The sequence below is a fragment of the bacterium genome (assembly GCA_031082185.1).
In the GTDB taxonomy this organism is placed as follows: domain Bacteria; phylum Sysuimicrobiota; class Sysuimicrobiia; order Sysuimicrobiales; family Humicultoraceae; genus VGFA01.
Genome location: JAVHLI010000002.1, coordinates 171,921 through 192,972 on the forward strand (window position 1 = coordinate 171,921; position 21,052 = coordinate 192,972).

A 21,052-nucleotide genomic window follows, 5' to 3' on the forward strand; every position below is an offset into this window, starting at 1 on the left:
TCTACGGCTCGATGAGTCCTTTCCGGATAGCGTAGCGTACCAGCTCGGTCCGGTCGTGCAGGCCGAGCTTCTCGAAGATGTGGGCGCGGTGCGTCTGCACGGTCTTGATGCTGATGTAGAGGCGGCTCGCAATTCCCTGGTTCGTGAGCCCCTCTGCGATAAGAGCAAGCACCTCGCGTTCCCGCGCGGTCAGCCCGTCGAACCGCCGGCGCTCGGCCTCCCCGCTGTCCAGACGCCTGAGGTAATCCTGGACCACGGTACGGGCGACCGAAGGGTAGAGAAACGCCTCGCCACGGCTTGCGGCGCGGACCGCGTCCACCAGGTCGGTGGCCGCGCCGCGCTTCAACACGTACCCGGACGCCCCGGCGCGCAGCAGCTGAAACACATAGTGCTCGTCCTCGTGCATCGTGAGCGCCAGAACCCGGACGTCGGGCATCCGCTCGCGGATCTGGCGGGTGGCCTCGATGCCGTTCATGCCGGGCATGCTGAGGTCCATCACGACCACGTCGGGGTGTACCGACTCGACCATCGCGACGGCCTGCACGCCGGTGTCTGCTTCTGCGACGACCTGGATGTCGGGGTGCGCCGCCAGGATCATGCGCACCCCTTCGCGGACGATGGCGTGATCGTCCACGACGACCACGCGGATTCTCTTCACTGTTCCGCCCCGGTGTCGCGCAGCGGCAGCATCGCCGTGATGATCGTGCCTGCCCCAGGCTTTGAGTGAGCCTCCCATCGGCCTCCTACCAGCTCGACGCGTTCGCGCATCCCCATGAGGCCGAAACCGCCATCGCGGCCGGCCGTACGGATCCTCTGGGCGTCAAACCCCTGGCCGTTGTCTTCAATGCGTACGCGCAACTCCCTCCCGACCAGAGCCAGGTCAACGTTCACGGCGGTGGCCCGGGAGTGGCGCTGCACGTTCGCCAGCGCCTCCTGCACCAGCCGGAACGCCACGGTCTCCATAGCCGGCGGAAGGCGGCCGGCGATTCCGCTCACGGAAAGCGACCAGGTGATGCCGCGGGGATCGAGAAGGGACTTGGCATACCAGCGCAGCGCTGCGACAAGCCCCAGGTCGTCTAGGATGGACGGCCGCAGGTCGTAGATCAGCCGGCGGATCTCTGCCAGCGTTCTCTCCGCCAGGTCCCGCAACTGAATCAGGTGGGCCCGAACCCGATCCGGTGATTCCTCCTGGGCGGCGAGCTCGAGGTTCACGATCAGCGCCGTCAGGGCCTGTCCGGCTTCATCGTGGAGCTCGCGGGCAATGCGCCTCCGCTCGTCCTCGTGGGCGGTGATCAGTTTCTCGAGCAGTTCCCCGCGGGTGCGCTCCTTCGCGGCCACCTCGTCAAACAGCATCCCGCGCTCCACGGCAAGGCCGATCTGATGACCCACCGTTGAGAGCATCTGCAGCTCGCGCTCGCTGAAGGTGCGCCCGCCAGGCAGCACCAGGTTCATCAACCCCAGGGTACGCGTGCTCGCGCGCAGCGGAACGCTGGCGTGCTGGGTGTGGGCGATACCCACCTGTGCCAGCCGCTGGCAGTCCACGGCGTTCACGGCAAGGGGTAGCCGGTCCTCGGCCAGCAGGCGCAGGCAGTGGCAGTCCCCACCCATCCTCAAATTCGCTTCAGCGGCAAGCGGCGCCGGCAGTCCGAATGAGGCGGCAAGGCTCAGATGGTCGCCCTCCCGCAGGAAGACCCACCCGGCCTCCACACCCAGCAGCCGCGCCACCAACCGCAACGCCTCCTGGGCCGACTCCCCGACGTTGGTCAGCCGGTTCAAGGCGCCGGCGATCGCGTTCAGCAGTTCCAGCTCGCGGGTGTCGCGCCAGGACCGCACGATCCACCCCACGCCGAGCATCAGGGTAAACAGCCCTGAGAGCAGCGCGCCGGCGATGCCGCCCCACTCCTGTGTCCTCACGAAGGGATATCCTACCGCCAGCAACCCTGTCAGAGCGAGCCCCCAGGTGACCAGGTAGGTCGCGGGATCATGGCGGGGTTCCTCCACGCGATGGTATCGCCGCGCGACCACGATGAACAGCACGCCCGCAACGAGGGACGGCGGAAGCGCGCCCCACGGCCACGGATGCCCTGCCAGGGCCAGCACCCAGGCCGCGAGGACGGCGAGGACGGCCACCGCCGAGGCCCATCGCAGGAGACGTCGCTGGACCGGGAACGATCCCAACAGCAGCAGGGCGGCGGTCAGCCTCAGCAGGTGGCGCCCGATCATCCAAGCCGGGGAGGTGGCCGTGTCAAGTACTACCTCCGCCACCTGGTGCGCCGTCAGGAACCCATACGCCGCCGCCCACCACAGGACCGGCCGGCCGCGCGTGTCGAGGTAGCGCAACAGGAGAAGAAGGGTAACGGCCAGGTGCGTGCCCACGCCGAAGGCGACGGCGGCAGGCACCCAATACGGCGAGGTCAGACTAGGCACGGCGAACGTTTTCCCCTGCCCTCAGCGGGTCCTAACCACGACGAAATCCGCCAGACGCAGAAGGCCTGCCTTCGCCGGGCCATCAGGCAGCACATCGAGGGCGGCGGCGGCGACTCCCGCCGACCTCCGCGCGGCGTCCATCGCGTATCGGAGGCCACCCTGCCGATCGAGGATCTCACGCATCTCATCGCGCGACCCGGCACCCCACGGCCGTTGCAGCAAGCTGAGCAGGCGATCACGGTCGGGCCCTGGCGCGTTGCGCAGCGCGGCGATCACGGGCAGCGTGATCTTGCCCGCGTCTATGTCGCTCCCGGTGGGCTTCCCGAGCGACCCCGGATCGCCGATCAGGTCCAGGGCGTCGTCGGTTATCTGAAACGCCACCCCCCACCGCAGGCCGAACTCCGCCATCGCACCGACTGTGTCAGACGGCGCACCGGCCAGCAGAGCGCCGCACCGGCACGCGGCAGAGAACAGAGCCGCGGTCTTGCCCCCGATGATGGCGTAGTAGCGGGCCTCGTCCTCGTGCGGGCGATCGCCGGGGGAGGCCGCCATGATCTCAGAACGGCTCATCAACACCGAAGCCTCCGCGATCGCCGGCGCGACCTGCGCATGCCGGATGCGGCTTGCCAGGCCAAAAGCGGTGGCAAACAGGTAGTCGCCGGCCAGGACGGCAACCTGGTTGCCCCAGCGCGCGTTCACGGTCGGAACCCCCCGGCGGAGATCGGCCGCGTCAATGATGTCGTCGTGAATCAGCGAGGCGACGTGAACGAGTTCCACGGTCCCTGCCAGATGGAGCCGCTGCTCGTCGGCCCCGCCGCAGGCGCTCGCACTGAGCAGCGCCAGCGCCGGGCGGATCAGCTTCCCCTGAGCCGACAACACGTGATCCACAAGGCCGGAGATGAACGGGTCGCTGGATGCAAGCTCTCGCCGCAGAAGCTGGGCAAGGGATCCAAGGTCCTCGGCTACAGGCGCGTAGATCTGATCGAGATCGCTTCCCATGGGCGACGGGCCAGGCATCAGCGACTCCCCTCGCGCAGCGCGGCCCACGCCAGCCCCAGGGCCAGCAGTCCGGCAAGCAACGCAGCAGCAGCCGGGGCCGGCCACAGCCTAACCGCGGGCACGCCGATCACCGCCAGGGCCAGATCCCCCACGGGCACGGCGCGCGCGGTGGCGCGCGTGTAGGTCTGGCCCTCGGAGACGACCGGCGCGGCCTGCTGCAGCCGCGGGGAACGCGCCTCCGCGGGATCGGTCGTGAACAGCTCCAGGCGCTCGACCGGCAGCAACAGCTTGCGGCCGAGGTCAACCTCGCCGGAGGCGGCCACGCTGTAACCGTACGCAACCTGGTGCGTGCCAGGCCGGACGATCAACCGGTCCACGATCGCGCCGGCCTCCACCCGGGGCTGATGCAGTCCTTGATTGAAAGCCACGTACCGGGCTCCCGGGGGCAGGGGAAAGACCACGCTGCCCAGGAAGGTCTGAGAGCCGGCGTTCTGAAGATGAACGGCTTCCGAGACGCGCACGTACCCCTTCCGGGCCTCGACCGCGATGCCTAGCAGGGAGATCCGCAGCGGCACGCGGTCCGAGGCATCGAGCACTTGAAGAACGACCTCGGCCGGCATCCCGCCGCCGAGGACCGCGTGGGCGGCATAGGTCACCCCGTCGCGGACGGACTGCACCAGGTAGCGGCCGTCGGGGAGGCCGCTGAACGCGAACCGGCCGCGCGCGTCGCTGCGCGCCCGGTCGACCTGCACCGCGCCCTCGGGGCCGATGAAGACGAGCGCCACCTCGGCATCGGGCACCGGCTGCCCGGTGGTGCCGTTGCGCACCACTCCGGCGGCGGTCCCGCCTGCGGGGGCGCCGGATGAGGAACCGACGGCGAGGCCGGCTGCCAGCAGCGCTGCCGCGATCAGCAGGGATCGCCTCACTGCCCGGCTCCCGGCCCGGCCAGTTGCCGGAAGACCTCTGAGGCCTCGGCTTCTAGGGTGGCCCGCGCTGCCCGGTAGTCACACTCTGACAGCTTGCCGGTATGCCAGTCCAGGTCCAGATCGTGCAGGGCGCGCAGCGCTGCGTCACTGGCGGCCTCCAGCGCGTCGCGCGGATCCGCCTCCGGAAGTTCCAGGGACTGAAACGCCGGCGCAAGCAGGTACGCGGCGATCAGTACCGCCACGGTGAAGAAGAGCACCTCGGTCACGGCGCCCTCCGCCTCCGCTCGGGCAGGACGGCAAAGGCCGCCCCCAGGACGGCCACGACGCCGCCGGCCCAGAGCCAGGACACCAGCGGATGCACGAGCACGCGGATCGTTCCCCCCCCGTCCGGCGTCCATTCGGAGAGGATGAGATAAAGGTCCTCGCGCAACGAGGAGCGGATGGCGACGTGGTGCATCGGCTGCTCCTGCGCGCGGTAGAAGTACCGCTGCGGGGAGTATGAACCCAAGAACCTCGCGCCGGCCCAGACCCGCACCGATGCCTCGGTCACGTCTATGCCGGGAAGCTCGCTGTGGCGAAGGCCGCCGTACTCGAGGGTGTACCGCCCAACTCTAAAACGCTCCCCGGGACGCAGCGTGGCCCCGGCCTGGGTGTCGAACGCGCTGCTTGCCGCGATCCCAACTAGCATAAGTAGGACACCGAAGTGCACCGCGTAGCCCCCGTAGCGGCGGCGGTTGCGCGCGAAGAGCCGAACCAGCGCCAGGGGCGCGATCTCCCCACGCCGGATGCGCACGCGCGTGCCCCGGACCGTTTCCAACACGATGGTGCCCAAAACGAACAGCGCGGCGGCAAACACCAGGAGGGCGCCGGCGTGGCGCACGCCGAGCAGACCCAGCACCAGCGCGCCGAGCACCGCCGCCGCCGAAGGGAGCGTGAAGTTCCCGGCGAGCTGTTCCCGCGTGGCCTGCCGCCACGGCAGCAGCGGTCCGATTCCCATCAGCAGGAGTATGCCGATGGAGATGGGCACCATCACCGTGTTGAAGTAGGGCGGCCCCACGTTAATCCTGACGCCGCGGAAGGCCTCGGTCAGGACCGGAAACATCGTGCCCAGCAAGACAACGACGGCCGCGGCCACGAAGAGCAGGTTGTTGGCAAGGAAGGCCGTCTCTCGGCTTATGACCGACTCAACGGTGCCGCGGCTCTTCAGCGCCTCCCATCGCCAGGCGAGCAGGCCGAAGGAGACCAGCAGCAGAACCGACAGAAAACCCAGGAAGAGATATCCTATCAGGGGGGCCTCGGCGAAGGCGTGGACCGAAGACAGCACCCCGCTGCGCACCAGGAACGTTCCGAAAACCGTCAGCCCGAAGGTGAGCAGGATCAGCGCGACGTTCCACGCTGCCAGCATTCCGCGCCTTTCCTGGATCTGGATCGAGTGGAGGAACGCCGTGGCGGTCAGCCAGGGCATGAACGCCGCGTTCTCCACAGGGTCCCACGCCCAGTACCCTCCCCACCCTAGCACCTCGTACGACCACTTCGCCCCGAGCAGCAGGCCCAGCGTGAGGAAGATCCACGGCACAATGATCCATCGTCGGGAAAGCGCCACCCAGGTCTCGTCCAGGCGGCCGGTGATCAGCGCCGCGACCGCCAGCGCGAACGGCACGCTCATTCCAACGAACCCCAGGTAGAGCATCGGCGGATGAACCGACATCCACGTGTTGCGCAGCAACGGGTTCAACCCCTGCCCGTCTGGCGGAGGCGGAACCAGCGGGACGAACGGGTTGCTGGCCCCTGCCAGCAGGACGGAGAAGAAGGCCGCGACCACCAGCAGCGTCGCGGCCGCAGGGCCCTGGAGGTCCGGATGGGACCGGAGGCTCCATACCGCCGTAACCATGTAGCCCGCCAGGATAAGGGCCCACAGCAGCAGCGCGCCGTCGTGCCCCCCCCAGAACGCCATGATCGTTTGTAGCAGAGGCTGGGTTGACTCGCTGGCCATGGCGACAAAGCGCACCGAGAAGTCCCTAGCGAGGAACGCCGTCCAGAGCGCCGCCGATGCCAGCGCCATCAGGAGTGCCCAGACCGTAACGGCCCGGCGCCCGCTGGCGAGATACCCGCCGTGCCGTCGGGTTAGACCTAGCGTCGTTGCCGCGATCCCGTAGAGCGCGACGACCAAGCCGGCCAGCAGGGCGAACCGGCCGACCTCACCCACGAGGTTCACCATTCACGCTCTCACCGCTCCGGGTGCTTCTCCTTGTACTCAACCGGGTGGGTGGAGATGACCTGCGAAGCCAGCAGGATCCCATCGCCGTCCAGCCGCCCCTCCACGAGCACGTTCTTGCCCTCAGCGAACAGGTCGGGCAGCGGTCCGCGGAAGCGCACGTTGTAGCGCGTGGTCCCGTCGGTGATCGCAAACCGGGATTCGCCATCGGCCTTGACCACCGATCCCTCTACAACCCGACCGGCAATCCTGACCCTGGCCGCGCGCAGCTCCGGCCGGCCGGCGAACTCGGTAGTGGTCAGGTAATACACCATGGAGGATCGGGCGCCGTGGTAGGCCGCGAACGCCAGCCCCAGCACGATGATCACCGCCCCCACAAACAGCTTACGCCGAGCCGGAATCATTAGCGTCCCTGGCGCGTGCCGGCCGCGTCGGAGAGGTCGGCGATCAGGCGCTGCCGCGCCACCAGGGTCCAGGCGTACCCCGCGAAGAGCGCGGCGGCCACGATGTAGGCCGCGGCCACGTATCCCACTGCTACGCGCTCCCCTCGAGGGCCTCTGCCAGCGCGTCCAGGGTCCGTTCCTGGCGCACGCGCAGGACAAGAAGCGCCGCAAACACCACCAGGAACGCCACCATGTTGATCACAAGGGGGACCAGCATGCTGGGAGGCAGCGCCGGCCCCTCCGGACGGAAGACCGTCGGCTGTGGGTGAAGCGTGCGCAGGAGGACGGCCGACCAATGGATGATGGGGATGTCCAGCACCCCCACGATCCCGATGATGGCGGCGGCCCGCGCTCCCCGGGAGCCGGGCGCCCACGCGCGCACCATTAGATAGCCGATGTAGATGAACCAGAGAATCAGCGTGGTGGTCAGGCGCGCGTCCCAGGTCCACCAGGCGCCCCAGACCGCCTTGCCCCAGATGGCGCCCGAGAGCAGGGTCATGGAGATGAACAGCACTCCCAGCTCGGCCGCCGAGTGCGCCAGGCGGTCCCACCGAGGGTCGCGCCGCCACAGGAACAGCACGCTGCCGGCGAACACCACCAGCAGCGCGACATAGGCGGTCACCACGCCGGGCACGTGCAGGTACATAATGCGCTGCGGCGCGCCTTGAAACAGCTCGGTGGGCGCCGCCAGCAGCGCCCAGGCGACGCCCACGAGCATCAGTGCAATTCCGAGGAACAGCAGCACCCTCACCCGTCATTCCTCAACAACGTACTCGAACAGCAGGAAACTCGCCGTAACGAAAATGATATCAAAAACAAGCAGTAGCTGCAATTGCGCGCCGATCGCCGAAAGCGGCAGCCCATCGAGGATTCCGGTTGTGGCGCCCACCGCGGCGATAATTAGCGGAAGCACCACCGGGAGCATTAGTATCGGCAGGAGCGCCTCCCGCAGGCGGGCCTGTACGATCAGCCCTCCGAACAGGGTGCCCACGGCCGCCAGCCCAACCCCGCCGAGCAGCATGGGAAGGGCCAGCGCGGGCAGATGGGTCCAGATCGTTTCCGTGAACAGCGCGCCGAAGAGCGGCAGGGAGATCACCTGCACGAGCACCAGCCCCAGCCAGTTCGTGAGCGCCTTGGCCGCAAAGATCAGCCCGCGGTCAAGCGGGGCCAGCAGGAGCGCCGTCAGGTGGTCGCGCTCCAGTGTAAACGTGCGAGTGAACCCCAGCGTCGCGCCAAACGCGTAAGTCACCCACATGGCGGCGGGAGCGGCCTCGGGGCCGGACCGGGTGGCTCCGAGCACGATTGCCAGCAGCAGTGCCAGCAGACCCATGGCCGAAACGATCTCGCGGCCGCGCCACTCCAGGCGCAGGTCCTTGCCCACCAGCAGGCGCACGACCCTCATCGCCGTCCCTCGCGGAACCAGGCCGCCAGGAGCTCCGCGTTCAGCCCCGCGGCCGGCATGATTTCGGTGAGCCGTCCGTCCAACATCACGGCGACGTCCGCGCCCAGCGCCCCGGCTCCGGTCGGGTCGTGCGTCGTCAGGATCACCGTGCAGCCGCGCGCGGCGCCGGCGCGCAGCGTGGCGGTCAGGCGGTCGGCCGCGCCCACGTCGAGGCCGGTGTACGGCTCGTCCAGGATCAGCAGGTCGGGCTCGTGCAGCAGGGCTCGCGCCAGGTTCACCTGTTGGCGTTGTCCGCGCGAGAGCACGCGCACCCGCCGGCGGGCAAGCGGCCGCAGCGCGTACTCGTCGAGGGCGGATTCAACCACTTCCGGCGCCAGGTCGTACAGTCCCCCAAAGAACTTCAAGTTCTCCTCCACGGTCAGCGCATCGTAGAGGAGCGACTCGTGGGGAACCAGGCCGATTCGCCGCCTGATCTCCGGCAGCGGCCCCGACGGCTCGCCGAACCACGCCACGCTCCCGCGGGTCGGCAACGACAGGGTGGCGATAAGGCGAAGCAGCGTGGTCTTGCCCGAACCGTTGGCGCCCAAGATCGCCAGCGTTTCGCCGGAGTGGACGCGCAGGTCCACGCCCCGCAGCACAGGCCGGTGGTCGAAGGCCTTCACCAACCCTCGCACGTCCACCGCCCACCGCTGTGGAACGCCGCCGATCACCCCCGCACCCCGCGTCCCTGGGCACCGTCACTCAGTTGGTCCACAAGCTCCTCCACCGCCTCAACGGGGAAGAGAAGGAACGGATAGCCGCGGTAGCCCGTCGCCTCGACCTCCTGCTCACGCCGGTTGTGCCGGCGGAGCGCCTCCTGCGCCTCGCCCAGGTGGTCGGCAACCGCACCCGTCAGAATGAGGTTGAGTTCGCGGATACGCTGGGTGGCCTCCCGGCGCTCCCGCCGCGTCAGGTCCGCGGCGGCCTCGAGGCGGCGGATGAGCGCCCACTTCTCGGCCACCAGCGCACTGTGCGGTCCGTCGCCGGAGGGCAAGAACCGGTCCGGGTTGTGCTGGAGGTCCAGCAGCAGCCGCTGCAGCCTTTGGCGTTCGTCCTGCAGGGGCGCGGCGGCGGGAAACGGCAGATGCAGGGTTGCCGTGACGGTGGCGTAGGCCGGCGGGGAGACGCCGTAGAAAGCTTCCATGACGGCATCGGTTGCGCGGTCGTATCGCCCGCCGCCGACCCCGTGGATGAACAGGTCGGAGACAACCAGTCGGGCGAATGCGGTCAGAGCAAGCGCGCGGGGCCGGATCCCCATGGCGGCAAAGACCGGATCATCGGGGCGGCGGGGAACCGGGCCCACGTCGCCGCCGCCGGCATAGAACCTGCCGCCATCGGCGCCGACGAACAGCGCCTGCCTCTGCCCGCCGGCCACGAGCCAGAAGGGTATCTCGATCCGCCCGGGCTCCACCGCCAGGTCGGGAAATGGCTGGGCGCCGGTGCGGATGCCGTAGTGCGCGCGGTAGGCGGCCAGCATCGCATTGTGCACGGCCGCGAACCGGCCGGCGTGGTGCGCGATGGAAAGCACGAATCGTCGAAACGACCCTGTGCGGGCCAGCCACGATACGGGCAGGTCAAGGTAGGGACGCGGTCCCTCCAGGGCGCGGCGCGCCGCGGTTACGGCCCCGGCGAGCCCCAAGCCCGAGGGCGGAACCGGCAGGAGGCGCGCGCGGCTCCATCCCATGGCAAGAGCAGGACCGCCGGCCGTCTGCAGGCACGCATCAATGGCTCCCAGGAACGCCCGCCACTGTTCGGGATCGGGCGCCGGAAGCACCTCCGCGGGCACATCAGGACCGGCGCGGGAGAGCACGATTCGTTCGCGGCGCAGTAGGCCGTCGGCTCTGGGCACCTCAGCGGCGATCTCCTCAACCGCGTCGGTGTCCACGATCAGATCAAGCCCAACACCGTCGGGGGGAACCATGCGCGCCAGGGCCAGGTACTTGATCCAGATGCCCGGATGCGCCAGGACTGGCTGGTGGCCGGTGCACAGCACCTGTGCGCTGCCGTGATCGGGCACCTCCAGCCCCAGCCCGCGGGTGTAGGCCGCGGCCAGGGCCAGTGCCTCCGGGCGGGCGGTGCGGCGAAGCTCGCCCAGAGGGATCCCGCCCACCTCGACGGTCGCGGCATCGAGCGCCAGCCGGTTGGCCCTTCCCAGCGCCGGCCACGTGTCGTAGGCAGGGACGCCCACGGCCAGTGGGGAGGTGGTTGGGATCTCCAGCTCGAGCTCAGGCCACCGGAACGGCCCCACGGCCTCAGCCATCAGATCAAGCCGTCCCAACGTGATATCCCAATCTCCTCGCGGCAGACGAACGCCTCGCCGTACCGCCGGTGGATCAGGCGGCCCCAGTAGGCACTGGTCTCTCTTATCGTGTCGAGGATGTGGGCGTTCCCACGCGCGTCGCCGAACTGCGAGGTGTAGGCCGCCACCGCCGCCATCTTGGTCTCGATATGGTCTGAGATGTCCACGATGAACGACGGCTTAACGTGCAGCCGGTAGTGCGTGCTGAAGAAATGATAGACGCGGTCAGGGTAGTGCGGCTCGCCCTGCATGGAGGTTCGTGAGAGCTTGGCCGTGAAACGGGCGGCCTCAGCCAGCGCGCAGGCCGCGACGTGATCGGGATGGGCGTCCACCCAGTATGGGACGAAGAGAACGTCGGGACGCACCTTGCGGATCACATCGGCCACCTGAAACCGCGCCTCGATCGTGTCTTGGAGAAACCGGTTGGGCAGACCAAGAGTGAGGCGGCGCCGAACACCCAATAGGCGTGAGGCCTCGTCCGTCTCCGCGGCCCGTCGTTCGGGCGATCCGATCGGGGTGGGCTCGCCGTCGGTCAGGTCGCACACAACGACCTCGTGCCCCTGCTCGTGCAGCAGGCAGACCGTGCCGCCCATCGCGATCTCGACATCGTCCGGGTGGGGACCTATGGCTAGGACAACGGCCAACGCGCCACCTCCTGGGCGAGCACCTGTTCGTAGTATCGCCGCCTGGCAGCCACATCGTCCAGCCCGCCCCAGAAGCGCCGCTCGGGGTTCTTGTAGATGCGCGGGACCGGGAGCTCACTGACCCGCAGCCGGTGGTGCGCCGCCTGAATCCACACCTGCAGCGGCAGGCCGTAGGAGGGCTCGGTCAGCGCCATTCGGCGGAGCGCGTCGGCGCGATAGGCCTTGAAGCCGCAGAACGCGTCGGTGATGGCGTAGCCGGTGAGCACGCGCAGGCGGGCGGTGATCTCCTCGTTCAGCTCCCGCCGATCGGCCGGGGCCTCATCGCCGCCGACGCCGGGGTCCAGGTAGCGGCTTCCGGAAACGATATCGGCATCCTCCAGCGCGGATGCGAACTTGGGTATCTGCCGAGGCTCGTGCTGCTCGTCGCAGTCGAGCGTGACCACGGCGTCGTACCCGTGGGAGAGGGAAAACGAAAACCCATCAATGAGTGACTGGCCGTACCCCTCGTTATGCGCGTGGGTTATGACGGTGATGTCGGGGTAGCCGCGCAGCACCTCGGGGGACCGATCGGTCGAGCCGTCGTCCACGACGAGCACGGATAGACCCTGAGCCCACCGCCGCACCTCGTCGAGTACACGGGCGAGCGTCGGCTCCTCGTTGAAAAGCGGTAGAACTACAACTGTTCGGCGCATGCACGGCTACAGCAGCTTGGTCCCGTTTATCTGTAACTTGAAGCCGCACCCCAGAAATTCCGCGGCGCGCCGGCACATCAGCATCCGGTCCAGGAAGATCTCAAAGTACTCCATCACCTGCGACATCGTGGTGTCGATCGTCAGCTCTAGCGTGATGGTCTTGCTCTTCTCGTCCACGCGTAGAAACGAGTGCTCCACGGCGTAGTTGACCCTGTCGTGGATGTCGAAGGCCTTGGGATTAGGGTTGCGCACGCGCGAGCGGTGGACGTCGGACTTGTCGGCCAGAATAACCGCGGCGCCAACCGCGCTGACCACGTCCCCGTGACGTTCCTCGTGGTTGCCTATGGCGCCCATGACGACGGCCCGTTCCTCGGGCGGCATCTGCAGGCGTGTGAGGATGCGGTCGGCCAGCATGGCAGAGGCCTGCTCGTGGTTCGTGCGGCTCACCAGGTTGCCGATGTCGTGGAGGTAGGCCGCGATCGCCGCCAGCTCGACGGTTCTCGCCTCATGCCCCAGCCTGCGCAGGATGTTGGTCGCGATGTTCGCGCTCAGACTGGCGTGGCGCACACCGTGCTCGGTGTACCCTATGACGCCCGTGTACTCGTTGGCCTTCGTGATGAAGGCCTCAACTTCGGGATCGCGCCTGACGTCCTCCTGGGTCGGTGGCGTACCGATAGGGCGCTGCTCCGCGGTCACTCCTCTCCCTTCGGCTCAGCCTTGGAGCGGATGTAGCTCACGGCCCCCCGGTCGGCCTTGACGCGGAGGTTGGGTGCCAGGTCCAGGTTTAGGACATCTTCCTTGATCTCGGCGATGGTGGCGTGGATTCCCCCGATGGTAACCACCCGATCGCCGCGCCGAAGGCCGTCGAGCATCTCCTTGCGCTTGCGCGCCTGGGCCCTCTGGGGACGGATCATCAACAGGTAGAAAACCACGAAGATCAAAACCCAGAGAACGACCACCACAACCTGCGACTGTGCTTGGGGCATCAGCAAACCCTCCTACTCAGTTGGGGCCGGGCAACAGTTTCAACGATCAGGGCACGTCCCCTCTAATTTACCACTGCGAAGCATACCTCGCTAGTACCCCCCGCATCCAGTGCTCGTACCGGTCCTCGCGCAATGCCAAGCGTGCCTCTCCGAGCAGGTTTCCCATGAAGGCCAGGTTGTGGTAGGTCGCCAGGCGGGGCCCCAGCATCTCGTCCGCGGCAAAAAGGTGCCGCAGGTAGGCGCGCGTGGTCCGCGCGCAAACACGGCAGGCGCAGTCCGGGTCCGGCGGCGAGAGGTCGTCCCGAAACCGGGCGTTCCTAATATTGATCCTGCCGGACCGCGTCAGGAGGACGCCGGTCCGGGCCACCCGCGTCGGCAGCGCGCAGTCGAAGAGGTCTATGCCGCGGGCGACGGCCTCCAGCAGGCTTGGCGTGTCCCCAAGACCCATGACGTACCGCGGCCGCGCAGGCGGCAGCTCGGCGACCGCGGCCTCGATCGCCTCCTGCATCACCTCGCGGGGCTCGCCCACTGAGAACCCTCCCAGTGCGTAGCCCTGGAACTCCAAGGCTGCGGTCCGCCGTGCGGCCTCGGCGCGGAGCGCGGGATCGAACCCGCCCTGCACTATCCCAAAGAGCACTCCGGTACCGCTGCTGGCGTGGTGATCGCGGGAACGCACGGCCCAGCGCAGCGTCTGCTCCATCGCCGCCCGGTCCTCGCCGGGATCGTGCGGGTAACCCAGGCAGACGTCGAGCGGCATGACGATGTCGGAGCCCAGCTGCCGTTGAATCTCCACCACGCCTTCGGGCGTGAACCGGTGCAGGCTGCCGTCTATCGGCGACCGGAAGGAAACGCCCTCATCGTCCACGGTGCGCGTCGCCGCCAGGCTGTAGACCTGGTACCCGCCGCTGTCGGTAAGGATCGGCCCCGGCCACCCCATGAACGCGTGCAGCCCCCCGGCGCGCGCGATGATCTCGGGGCCGGGCCGCAGGTAGAGATGGAACGCGTTGGCCAGGATCATCTGCGCGCCCGTCTCGGCAACCTCGTCGGGGGTCAGCGCCTTGACGGTCGCGTTGGTGCCCACCGGCATGAATGCCGGGGTCCGAACCTCGCCGCGGGAAGTAAGAAGGCGGCCGGCACGGGCTGCGCTGCGCGGCCCCTGGCGCACCACCTCGAAATCCATCGCGTCGGGTGTGGCTACGGGTAGATCCCGCGTATCATCAGCGCCTCCGCGACGCGTTCGACCGCGATTTGCAAGGCGGCCAGCCTGTAGGAAATGCCCTGCGCGCGGGCCAGCTCGATCACCTCGTGGACGCTGCGCACCATGATCCGATCGAGGCGCTGGTTGATGTCTTCCTCGCTCCAGAAGAACAACTGCAGGTCCTGCACCCACTCGAAGTAGGAAACCACCACTCCTCCGGCATTCGCCAGAATGTCGGGCAGCACCGTGATCCCTTTGGCCGCCAGGATCACATCGGCGTCAGGCGTCGTGGGGCCGTTGGCCCCCTCCACGATTACCTGGGCCTTGATCCGGTCGGCGTTGGCGCTGGTGATCTGACCTTCCAGGGCGGCCGGCACAAGGTAGACGCACGGCAGTTCCAGCAATTCCTGATTCGTAACGGCCACCGCGCCGGGGAATCCCACGACGCTCTTGGTCTCCTCCACGTGCCGCAGCAACGCGGGCATGTCCAACCCGTCGGGATTGTAGATGCCGCCGAACACGTCGCTGACGCCAACGATCTTGCAGCCCTCCGCGGCCATCAGCGCCGCGGAGGCCGATCCGACGTTCCCGAACCCCTGAACGACCACCGACGCCCCGCACCAGGGAAGGCCCAAAATACGTGCCGCCTCGCGCGCGGTGATCATGCAGCCGCGGCCGGTCGCTTCCTTCCGACCCACCGATCCGCCGATCGAGACCGGCTTGCCGGTCACGACGGCCGGCACCGAGTGGCCGGCGTGCATGCTGTACGTGTCCATGATCCAGGCCATGACCTGCGCGTTCGTGCCCACGTCCGGCGCCGGGATATCTCCCAGGGGATGCATCATCACGCTGATCTCGGAGGCGTAGCGCCGGGTCAAGCGTTCCAGCTCACCGGTGGAAAGCGTCGTGGGATCCACTACAACCCCGCCCTTGGCGCCGCCGTAGGGCAGGTTAACCAGGGCGCACTTCCAGCTCATCCACATGGCCAGGGCTCGGACCTCGTTGAGGGTCACGTCCTGGTGGTAGCGGATCCCTCCCTTGGTCGGTCCGAGCACGGTGCTGTGATGCACACGATATCCGGTGAAGATCCTGATGGACCCGTCGTCCATCTTGACGGGGAAGTTGACGGTCAACTCGCGGTTTGGCGTAACCAGATACTCCTGGATCCCCCGCTTGAGCGTCAGACGTTCTGCCACCTGCCAGAACTGCTGCAGCGCCATCTCCCATGGATCATCCTTGATCGTCACAACCTGCGAAGCCATCTCTCCGGTAACCACAATCCAACCTCCCTCTTCCCCCACCTCATCCTTCCTGCCGGTAGATGCGTTATCCTCCAAAAAGAGCGGGCTGCCGAGGGCGTGTTGCCTCCCCTGGGGCCAGCCTGTAGAATGTCGGCGTACGCACGCACCTTTCGGAGGCTCAGATGCCGGAGGAAACAAGCACGGCAGCCACAACCGAGGTTCCGGTCTCCGCACTGAATCCCGGCGGGCGTCCCGCAGCCGCCCCGCATACCCCTGCCGTTACGGTCCGCGACACGGTGAACAGCGGCGTTGAGATCCGCGCCACAGCGTCGGAGGACGAGAACCTCAAGAAGCTGCTGGGCGGGCTGGGGGCCTATCAGAACCCCCTGCGCCCTGGCGCCTGGCAGGTTGATCACCGGTACCGCGCCGAGGCGATGCGCCGGCTGGAAGCTGCCGGGTACTCGCTCGCCGAAGTCTAGAGAATCAGCATAGCGTCCCCGAAGCTGTAGAACCGGTACCGCTCCCGCACCGCCTCCGCGTATGCCCGCAGGATCGCCTCGCGCCCGGCGAACGCGGAGACGAGCATGAGGAGCGTCGTTTTGGGCAGGTGGAAGTTCGTCACGAGCCCCCCCACGGAACGGAAGGCGTAGCCCGGCGTAATGAACAGATCGGTCCATCCGCTGTAGGCCTGAAGGCGGCCGTCAGGGGCGGCCGCGCTCTCCAGGGCCCGCACCGCAGAGGTGCCCACCGCTATCAGCCGGCCGCGTCGGGCGTTCACCTCCGCCGCGGCCTCGGGCGTAATCGAGAAGTGCTCGGCCTCCATCCGGTGCTCGCGCACGTCCTCTGCGCGCACGCTCTGGAAGGTTCCGATCCCAATGTGCAGGGTCAGCGTGACCAGCCCCACGCCCTGATCGCGAAGCCCGCCCAGCAGCCCGGGCGTGAAGTGCAGCCCGGCGGTGGGCGCGGCCACGGCACCTTCCTCCCGGGCGTAGACGGTCTGGTAGTCGTTGGGATCCGATCCGTCACCTCGGATGTACGGCGGAAGCGGCACCTCGCCGCAGGAACGGAGCAAGTCGAGCATGGTCCCGCCCGAGAGCAGACGCACCAGGCGCCGTCCGTCCGGCAGTCGGCCCACCACCTCCAGGGGCGTGGCCTGCGGACCCACCTCGACGATCGTACCCGGCGGAAGCCTGCGTCCGGGGCGCGCCAGCGCCTCCCAGGCGCCCTCGCCTCCCAGGCGGCCGCCTGACGGACGGAGCAGCAGCAGCTCGACCGCTCCCCCTCCGGTGCGCCGGCGCCCGCGCAGCCGCGCCGGGATCACGCGCGTGTCGTTCACCACCAGGGTGTCCCCTTCGCGCAGGCAGTCGCCGATCTCACGGAAGATGCGATGCGTCGTGCGCCCGCTGGAACGGTCGAGCACCAGCAGACGCGAGGCGTCACGGGGCGAGGCCGGGCGCTGCGCGATGAGCTCGGGAGGGAGCGTGTAGTCGAAATCGGACAGGCGCATCAGGGACGCGCGGAGACCGCGACGCCCGTGTAGAAGTGCTTGAGGATGGCGGTGTAGTCGCGGCCTGCGAGCGCCATCCCGCGGGCGCCCCACTGGCTCATTCCCACGCCGTGACCGAAACCCCGCCCCGCGAGCTCGACGGAGCCTTCCCCCGGGAGGGAACGCACCGCGAACAGCGTGCTGCGCAGCACGCTGGTGCCCACCGCCGTACGGAACTCGGTGCCCCGCATCTCGCCTCCTCCGGAGGCAGAGGTGAGCCGGAGGACCATCACCCGCCCTGACGGGCTGGTGGACCCAACCTCAAGACGAGAGAGACCCGTCAGGATACGGCCTGCGCGCTGGAGCCGCGCCTCGATCACCGCCAGGTCGAGCCGGAGGGTCCACTCGTGGCCGGGCGCGTCCCTGGAAAACGGATCGGGCACACCGCGCAGGTGGGGCGACACGCTGCCCCAGACGTACTCGCTACTCTCCGTGGCGCCGCCCGAGTCGGCATGGTATGCGGCGAATGCGGGCCTGCCGTTGTGGAGGAGGATGAGCCCGCGCGTGGCGTCCACCGCTGCGGTTGTGCGGGCATCCTCGGCAGCCACCCCGCCGTAGACCTGCGAATCGGTCGTCGCCCGCACGTCGTAACCCTCGGCCGCGAACCTCCCGGCGCTGTGCACGGCCAGCGAGCGCGCGGCGATCGCCTGGGCCCGCAGCGCCTCGGGCGGCCAGCGTGGATCCATCTCGCTGCGCACCACGCCGTAGAGGTATTCTTCCAGATCGAGCTCGTTGATCGCGGTCACGCGGCCCAACGAGGTGCGGCGAAGCTCGATCAAACCTCTGTACGGCCGGCCGCCGAGCTGGAGGTGGGCGGCCCGCGGCATCAGGCGGACCAAACCGCCGTAGGAGACGCCGTCCAGTTCAAGCCCTCCTGCCGCGGCGCGCGCGGTCAGCCGTCCTGCTTCGAGCGTTTCGCGACGGCCCGACTCGACGTCGAGCAGATCGAATGGACCGGCGCAAGCCACGGCCAGTGACTCCTGGCCCAGCAGCAGCCCCACGCGAACCAGGTCCGCGCTCTGCGCCGTCCCCTGCCATGCACGGGCGGGCGCACACAAGGCCAGCAGCACCACAAGCACGAGCACCGCCAGCCCGCCGGGCGGCCTCATTTTGTCCACAGGCTGCCCTGGCCGCGCCCCTCGGGCTGAACCAGGCCCAGGTGGGCGTACGCTGCCGAGGTGGCGCGCCGGCCGCCCGGTGTGCGGGCAATGAGCCCGGCCTTGAGGAGATAGGGCTCCACCACCTCCTCGAGGGTGTCAATGTCCTCGTGCAGCGACGCGGCCAGGGCCTCGATGCCGGCCGGGCCGCCGCCGTACACCTGTATCAAGGTGCGCAGCAGATCGCGATCAAGGCCGTCCAGGCCGAGGTGATCCACACCCTCGAACACCAGCGCTTCCTGGGCTACCGCCTGGGTTACGACGCCCCCGGCCCGCACCTGAGCGTAGTCACGGACCCGGCGCAGCAGGCGGTTGGCGATCCTGGGGGTACCACGGGACCGGCACGCGATCTCCTCGGCCCCACCCGGCTCCACCGGCACCTGCAGGATCCCGGCCGATCGGAGAACGACCCTCATCAGGTCCTCATTCGTGAAGAAGTCCAGATGGTGGAAGATGCCGAACCGCTCCCGCAGCGGCGATGACAGCAACCCGGCCCGCGTCGTCGCTCCTACCAATGTGAAGGGCCGGAGCTGGTAGCGCAGGGTGCGCGCGTGCTGCCCCTTGTCCAGGACGAAGTTCACGCAGAAGTCCTCCATCGCAGGATAGAGCAACTCCTCGATCCCCCGCGAGAGACGGTGAATCTCGTCAATGAAGAGGACGTCCCCGGTGTTGAGGTTGGTGAGGATCCCCATCAAATCGCCGCCCCGCTCCAGCGCCGGACCGCTGGTGCCCACGAGTTGCGCGCCCATCTCCCGGGCCACTACCGCGGCCAGCGTGGTCTTGCCCAGCCCGGGTGGGCCGTGGAGCAGGACGTGGTCGAGCGATTCGCTCCGACCGCAAGCGGCATCAATGCTGATGCGCAGCCCCTCGATTACCCGCGTCTGTCCGATGCACTCGTCGAGCCGCTGTGGCCGAAGGGTGCGGAGGACCTGCTCCTCCTCGGTGGCGACCTCGGGGTCCAACCGCTGCCGGCTCATTCGACCCCGCCCCGTTCGAGGCGGTAGACTTCCTGGAAGAGCGCCTCAACCGAGTCCAGGTGCGGGGCACGGCGGAGCGCCTCCTCCACCATCCGGTGGGCCTCGGCCGCACGGTGTCCGAGCTGGCGTGTAAGCACCAGAACGACCTCCTCGCGAAAGTCGGCCTCCGGAGCTTTGGGCGGCTCGGCGGCCTCGCGCAGCAGCGCGTACTTGCCCATCTTGCCGTGGAGGGCCGCTATCACCTTCTCCGCGCTGCGGCCGCCGATGCCCGGCAGCCGTTGCAGAAACGCCGCGTCCCGCCGCTCGATCGCGTCGGCTATCTCGTGGACCGACCGCACCATGGCGCGCACGGCCTTGGTCGGCCCCAGGCCGTCCACGGTGATGAACCGCTCGAAGAACTCCTGCTCGATCTCGCGCAGGAACCCTATCAGTACCGGCCGGGGTTGGTTGGTGGTGGCGTGGTAGAAAACGAACAGCTCCAGCGGCGCTTCACCATCGCCGGGAGGCAGAGCCCCCTCGACCACGGGCGGCAGCAGCACCTCGTAGCCCACCCCGCCGACCTCCAGCACGATCGCCCCCTCGCCTCGGCGCAGCACCCGCCCGCGCAGGAATCGGATCACCGGCTCACCGTCCGCAGGCGCGCCAGCCCGGCGTACGCGAGCGCCAGGGCGTCGGCGGCATGTGGTTGGGGCAAACGGCGCAGCCCCAGAAGCGCGCGCACGGCTTCCTGAACCTGGGCCTTCGTGGCCCGACCCGAGCCGGTCACCGCGCGCTTCACCACGCTCGGCGCCAGCGTCACCATCCGGGCACCCGAGGCGGCCACGGCCAGGCAGATGACACCGCGCGCGTGCCCCAGCACAATGGCAGTCCTGGGAAACCGGGGGTGCGCGAACAGGTCCTCGAGGACCACCAACTCGGGCCGCACCTCGCGCAGCAGCAGCTCGACGTCCTGGTGCAGGTGCCGCAGGCGGCCGCCCAACTCGCCGCGTCGGTCCGTCGCCAGCACGCCCATCTCGAGGACCTGGGGGCGGGATCCTCCACCTTGCAGGACACCGTACCCGGTGTGCTCCAGACCGGGATCAATCCCCATGACAAGAGGCGCGTTACCCAACCTGCTGCAGTATCTCGTCAGGAATGTCGAAGTTGGCGTGCACGTTCGCCACGTCGTCCAGGTCTTCGAGCGCGTCCAGCAGCCGGAGCACCTGCTGCGCTTCCTTGCCTTCAACCCGGACCGTGTTCCTGGGATGCATCCGGATCTCCGTGCCGGATACGGTCACGCCCCGCGCCTCCAGGGCCTGCTTGACCTTGAAGGCCGCTTCCGGAGCGGTGAGAACCTCGAAGGCCTCGTCGGTTGTGTGCACGTCCTCGCCTCCTGCTTCCAGCGCGGCCAGGAGGAAGTCGTCCTCGGAGAGGGTGCCCCTTTCCGCGGTTACCGTTCCCTGGCGCTCGAACATCCACGCGACGGAACCGCCGCCCAGGTTGCCTCCGTGCCGGGTGAACACCGCGCGCACCTCGCTTGCGGTGCGGTTGCGATTGTCGGTCAGCGCCTCCACCAGGACCGCCACGCCGCCCGGCGCGTACCCCTCGTACACGACCGACTCGTAGTCCGCGCCTGCCAGCTCGCCTGATCCGCGCGCCACGGCCCGGTGGATGTTGTCGCTGGGCATCCCGGCTTCCCTGGCCCGCTCGATCGCGGCGCGCAGGCGCATGTTGGCGTCAGGGTTGCCGCCGCCTTCCTTGGCCGCCACCATGATCTCGCGCGAGACCTTGCTGAACAACTTGCCCCGCACCAGGTCCACTCTCTGCTTCTTGATCTTTATGTTGTGCCACTTGGAATGCCCGGACATGGCGCATGCACCTC

General features: G+C 68.5%; 25 protein-coding genes. 1 reads left to right on the forward strand and 24 read right to left on the reverse strand.

Going from position 1 to position 21,052, the window contains the following annotated elements; all coding sequences use genetic code 11:
• Position 1: 1 nt before the first annotated feature.
• The 18 genes from RDU83_03180 to RDU83_03265 all read right to left on the reverse strand — a co-directional run bounded on the left by RDU83_03180 (position 2) and on the right by RDU83_03265 (position 15,532).
• Entirely contained in the window at positions 2–658 is a 657-nt protein-coding gene (locus tag RDU83_03180) for a response regulator transcription factor (protein ID MDQ7840015.1), read from the reverse strand.
• Positions 655–2,427 (reverse strand): GAF domain-containing sensor histidine kinase, encoded by a 1,773-nt coding sequence (locus RDU83_03185; GenBank protein MDQ7840016.1) that lies wholly within the window; start codon positions 2,425–2,427, stop codon positions 655–657. The genes RDU83_03180 and RDU83_03185 overlap by 4 nt, the downstream gene beginning before the upstream one ends.
• A gap of 21 nt (positions 2,428–2,448) precedes the next feature.
• Positions 2,449–3,444 carry a polyprenyl synthetase family protein gene (locus RDU83_03190; GenBank protein ID MDQ7840017.1) on the reverse strand — a complete coding sequence of 332 codons (996 nt, stop codon included), beginning with the start codon at positions 3,442–3,444 and terminating at the stop codon, positions 2,449–2,451.
• A complete protein-coding gene (locus RDU83_03195) occupies positions 3,444–4,352 on the reverse strand; it encodes a carboxypeptidase-like regulatory domain-containing protein (GenBank protein MDQ7840018.1) in 909 nt (302 codons plus the stop codon). Before RDU83_03195 ends, RDU83_03190 begins: the two co-directional genes overlap by 1 nt.
• Positions 4,349–4,618: a hypothetical protein gene (locus RDU83_03200; GenBank protein MDQ7840019.1), complete on the reverse strand. Its 270-nt coding sequence runs from the start codon at positions 4,616–4,618 to the stop codon at positions 4,349–4,351. Before RDU83_03200 ends, RDU83_03195 begins: the two co-directional genes overlap by 4 nt.
• Positions 4,615–6,570: a heme lyase CcmF/NrfE family subunit gene (locus tag RDU83_03205; GenBank protein ID MDQ7840020.1), complete on the reverse strand. Its 1,956-nt coding sequence runs from the start codon at positions 6,568–6,570 to the stop codon at positions 4,615–4,617. The genes RDU83_03200 and RDU83_03205 overlap by 4 nt, the downstream gene beginning before the upstream one ends.
• An 8-nt stretch (positions 6,571–6,578) precedes the next feature.
• Positions 6,579–6,971 carry a cytochrome c maturation protein CcmE gene (locus RDU83_03210; protein MDQ7840021.1) on the reverse strand — a complete coding sequence of 131 codons (393 nt, stop codon included), beginning with the start codon at positions 6,969–6,971 and terminating at the stop codon, positions 6,579–6,581.
• On the reverse strand, positions 6,971–7,099 hold the full coding sequence (locus tag RDU83_03215; GenBank protein MDQ7840022.1) for a hypothetical protein: 129 nt from the start codon (positions 7,097–7,099) through the stop codon (positions 6,971–6,973). Before RDU83_03215 ends, RDU83_03210 begins: the two co-directional genes overlap by 1 nt.
• Before the next feature lie 2 nt (positions 7,100–7,101).
• Entirely contained in the window at positions 7,102–7,761 is a 660-nt protein-coding gene (gene ccsA / locus RDU83_03220) for a cytochrome c biogenesis protein CcsA (protein ID MDQ7840023.1), read from the reverse strand.
• Positions 7,762–7,764: 3 nt separating this feature from the next.
• The gene (locus tag RDU83_03225) at positions 7,765–8,412 is read right to left on the reverse strand and encodes a heme exporter protein CcmB (GenBank protein ID MDQ7840024.1); all 648 of its coding nucleotides are present in this window, start codon (positions 8,410–8,412) and stop codon (positions 7,765–7,767) included.
• Positions 8,409–9,122, reverse strand: coding sequence for a heme ABC exporter ATP-binding protein CcmA (gene ccmA / locus RDU83_03230; GenBank protein MDQ7840025.1), 714 nt, complete (start codon positions 9,120–9,122; stop codon positions 8,409–8,411). Before ccmA ends, RDU83_03225 begins: the two co-directional genes overlap by 4 nt.
• Positions 9,119–10,729 carry a hypothetical protein gene (locus tag RDU83_03235; protein MDQ7840026.1) on the reverse strand — a complete coding sequence of 537 codons (1,611 nt, stop codon included), beginning with the start codon at positions 10,727–10,729 and terminating at the stop codon, positions 9,119–9,121. Before RDU83_03235 ends, ccmA begins: the two co-directional genes overlap by 4 nt.
• On the reverse strand, positions 10,711–11,394 hold the full coding sequence (gene bshB1 / locus RDU83_03240) for a bacillithiol biosynthesis deacetylase BshB1 (GenBank protein MDQ7840027.1): 684 nt from the start codon (positions 11,392–11,394) through the stop codon (positions 10,711–10,713). The genes RDU83_03235 and bshB1 overlap by 19 nt, the downstream gene beginning before the upstream one ends.
• The gene (locus RDU83_03245) at positions 11,379–12,086 is read right to left on the reverse strand and encodes a glycosyltransferase family 2 protein (GenBank protein MDQ7840028.1); all 708 of its coding nucleotides are present in this window, start codon (positions 12,084–12,086) and stop codon (positions 11,379–11,381) included. Before RDU83_03245 ends, bshB1 begins: the two co-directional genes overlap by 16 nt.
• A 6-nt stretch (positions 12,087–12,092) precedes the next feature.
• A complete protein-coding gene (locus RDU83_03250; protein MDQ7840029.1) occupies positions 12,093–12,782 on the reverse strand; it encodes an HD domain-containing protein in 690 nt (229 codons plus the stop codon).
• Positions 12,779–13,072: a preprotein translocase subunit YajC gene (gene yajC, locus RDU83_03255; GenBank protein ID MDQ7840030.1), complete on the reverse strand. Its 294-nt coding sequence runs from the start codon at positions 13,070–13,072 to the stop codon at positions 12,779–12,781. Before yajC ends, RDU83_03250 begins: the two co-directional genes overlap by 4 nt.
• A gap of 67 nt (positions 13,073–13,139) precedes the next feature.
• Positions 13,140–14,252: a tRNA guanosine(34) transglycosylase Tgt gene (gene tgt / locus RDU83_03260; GenBank protein MDQ7840031.1), complete on the reverse strand. Its 1,113-nt coding sequence runs from the start codon at positions 14,250–14,252 to the stop codon at positions 13,140–13,142.
• Between the two features lie 14 nt (positions 14,253–14,266).
• Positions 14,267–15,532, reverse strand: coding sequence for a Glu/Leu/Phe/Val dehydrogenase (locus tag RDU83_03265; protein MDQ7840032.1), 1,266 nt, complete (start codon positions 15,530–15,532; stop codon positions 14,267–14,269).
• A 161-nt stretch (positions 15,533–15,693) separates the two neighbouring features.
• Here RDU83_03265 and RDU83_03270 point away from each other — a divergent pair, with 161 nt between their 5' ends.
• A complete protein-coding gene (locus RDU83_03270; protein ID MDQ7840033.1) occupies positions 15,694–15,990 on the forward strand; it encodes a hypothetical protein in 297 nt (98 codons plus the stop codon).
• Here the strand turns inward: RDU83_03270 and queA are convergent.
• Genes queA through RDU83_03300 form a run of 6 tightly spaced genes read right to left on the reverse strand, consistent with a single transcriptional unit; the run spans position 15,987 to position 21,038 of the window.
• Entirely contained in the window at positions 15,987–17,018 is a 1,032-nt protein-coding gene (gene queA, locus RDU83_03275; protein MDQ7840034.1) for a tRNA preQ1(34) S-adenosylmethionine ribosyltransferase-isomerase QueA, read from the reverse strand. The two genes, RDU83_03270 and queA, sit on opposite strands and share 4 nt — an antisense overlap.
• Positions 17,018–18,166 (reverse strand): SpoIID/LytB domain-containing protein, encoded by a 1,149-nt coding sequence (locus tag RDU83_03280; GenBank protein MDQ7840035.1) that lies wholly within the window; start codon positions 18,164–18,166, stop codon positions 17,018–17,020. The genes queA and RDU83_03280 overlap by 1 nt, the downstream gene beginning before the upstream one ends.
• A complete protein-coding gene (gene ruvB, locus RDU83_03285) occupies positions 18,163–19,191 on the reverse strand; it encodes a Holliday junction branch migration DNA helicase RuvB (protein MDQ7840036.1) in 1,029 nt (342 codons plus the stop codon). Before ruvB ends, RDU83_03280 begins: the two co-directional genes overlap by 4 nt.
• Positions 19,188–19,811: a Holliday junction branch migration protein RuvA gene (gene ruvA / locus RDU83_03290; protein ID MDQ7840037.1), complete on the reverse strand. Its 624-nt coding sequence runs from the start codon at positions 19,809–19,811 to the stop codon at positions 19,188–19,190. The genes ruvB and ruvA overlap by 4 nt, the downstream gene beginning before the upstream one ends.
• Positions 19,808–20,281, reverse strand: coding sequence for a crossover junction endodeoxyribonuclease RuvC (locus RDU83_03295; GenBank protein ID MDQ7840038.1), 474 nt, complete (start codon positions 20,279–20,281; stop codon positions 19,808–19,810). Before RDU83_03295 ends, ruvA begins: the two co-directional genes overlap by 4 nt.
• 13 nt (positions 20,282–20,294) lie before the next feature.
• On the reverse strand, positions 20,295–21,038 hold the full coding sequence (locus RDU83_03300; GenBank protein MDQ7840039.1) for a YebC/PmpR family DNA-binding transcriptional regulator: 744 nt from the start codon (positions 21,036–21,038) through the stop codon (positions 20,295–20,297).
• Positions 21,039–21,052 lie beyond the last annotated feature (14 nt).

What these genes read in the sequence shown, in the direction of transcription:
- ruvB (MDQ7840036.1), bottom strand. Translation starts at nt 19,191, where the DNA reads ATGAGCCGGCAGCGGTTGGACCCCGAGGTCGCCACCGAGGAGGAGCAG.
- yajC (MDQ7840030.1), bottom strand. Translation starts at nt 13,072, where the DNA reads ATGCCCCAAGCACAGTCGCAGGTTGTGGTGGTCGTTCTCTGGGTTTTG.
- RDU83_03265 (MDQ7840032.1), bottom strand. Translation starts at nt 15,532, where the DNA reads ATGGCTTCGCAGGTTGTGACGATCAAGGATGATCCATGGGAGATGGCG.
- RDU83_03225 (MDQ7840024.1), bottom strand. Translation starts at nt 8,412, where the DNA reads ATGAGGGTCGTGCGCCTGCTGGTGGGCAAGGACCTGCGCCTGGAGTGG.
- tgt (MDQ7840031.1), bottom strand. Translation starts at nt 14,252, where the DNA reads ATGGATTTCGAGGTGGTGCGCCAGGGGCCGCGCAGCGCAGCCCGTGCC.
- RDU83_03190 (MDQ7840017.1), bottom strand. Translation starts at nt 3,444, where the DNA reads ATGCCTGGCCCGTCGCCCATGGGAAGCGATCTCGATCAGATCTACGCG.
- RDU83_03245 (MDQ7840028.1), bottom strand. Translation starts at nt 12,086, where the DNA reads ATGCGCCGAACAGTTGTAGTTCTACCGCTTTTCAACGAGGAGCCGACG.
- RDU83_03300 (MDQ7840039.1), bottom strand. Translation starts at nt 21,038, where the DNA reads ATGTCCGGGCATTCCAAGTGGCACAACATAAAGATCAAGAAGCAGAGA.
- RDU83_03295 (MDQ7840038.1), bottom strand. Translation starts at nt 20,281, where the DNA reads ATGGGGATTGATCCCGGTCTGGAGCACACCGGGTACGGTGTCCTGCAA.
- queA (MDQ7840034.1), bottom strand. Translation starts at nt 17,018, where the DNA reads ATGCGCCTGTCCGATTTCGACTACACGCTCCCTCCCGAGCTCATCGCG.
- RDU83_03210 (MDQ7840021.1), bottom strand. Translation starts at nt 6,971, where the DNA reads ATGATTCCGGCTCGGCGTAAGCTGTTTGTGGGGGCGGTGATCATCGTG.
- RDU83_03280 (MDQ7840035.1), bottom strand. Translation starts at nt 18,166, where the DNA reads ATGAGGCCGCCCGGCGGGCTGGCGGTGCTCGTGCTTGTGGTGCTGCTG.
- RDU83_03270 (MDQ7840033.1), top strand. Translation starts at nt 15,694, where the DNA reads ATGCCGGAGGAAACAAGCACGGCAGCCACAACCGAGGTTCCGGTCTCC.
- RDU83_03205 (MDQ7840020.1), bottom strand. Translation starts at nt 6,570, where the DNA reads ATGGTGAACCTCGTGGGTGAGGTCGGCCGGTTCGCCCTGCTGGCCGGC.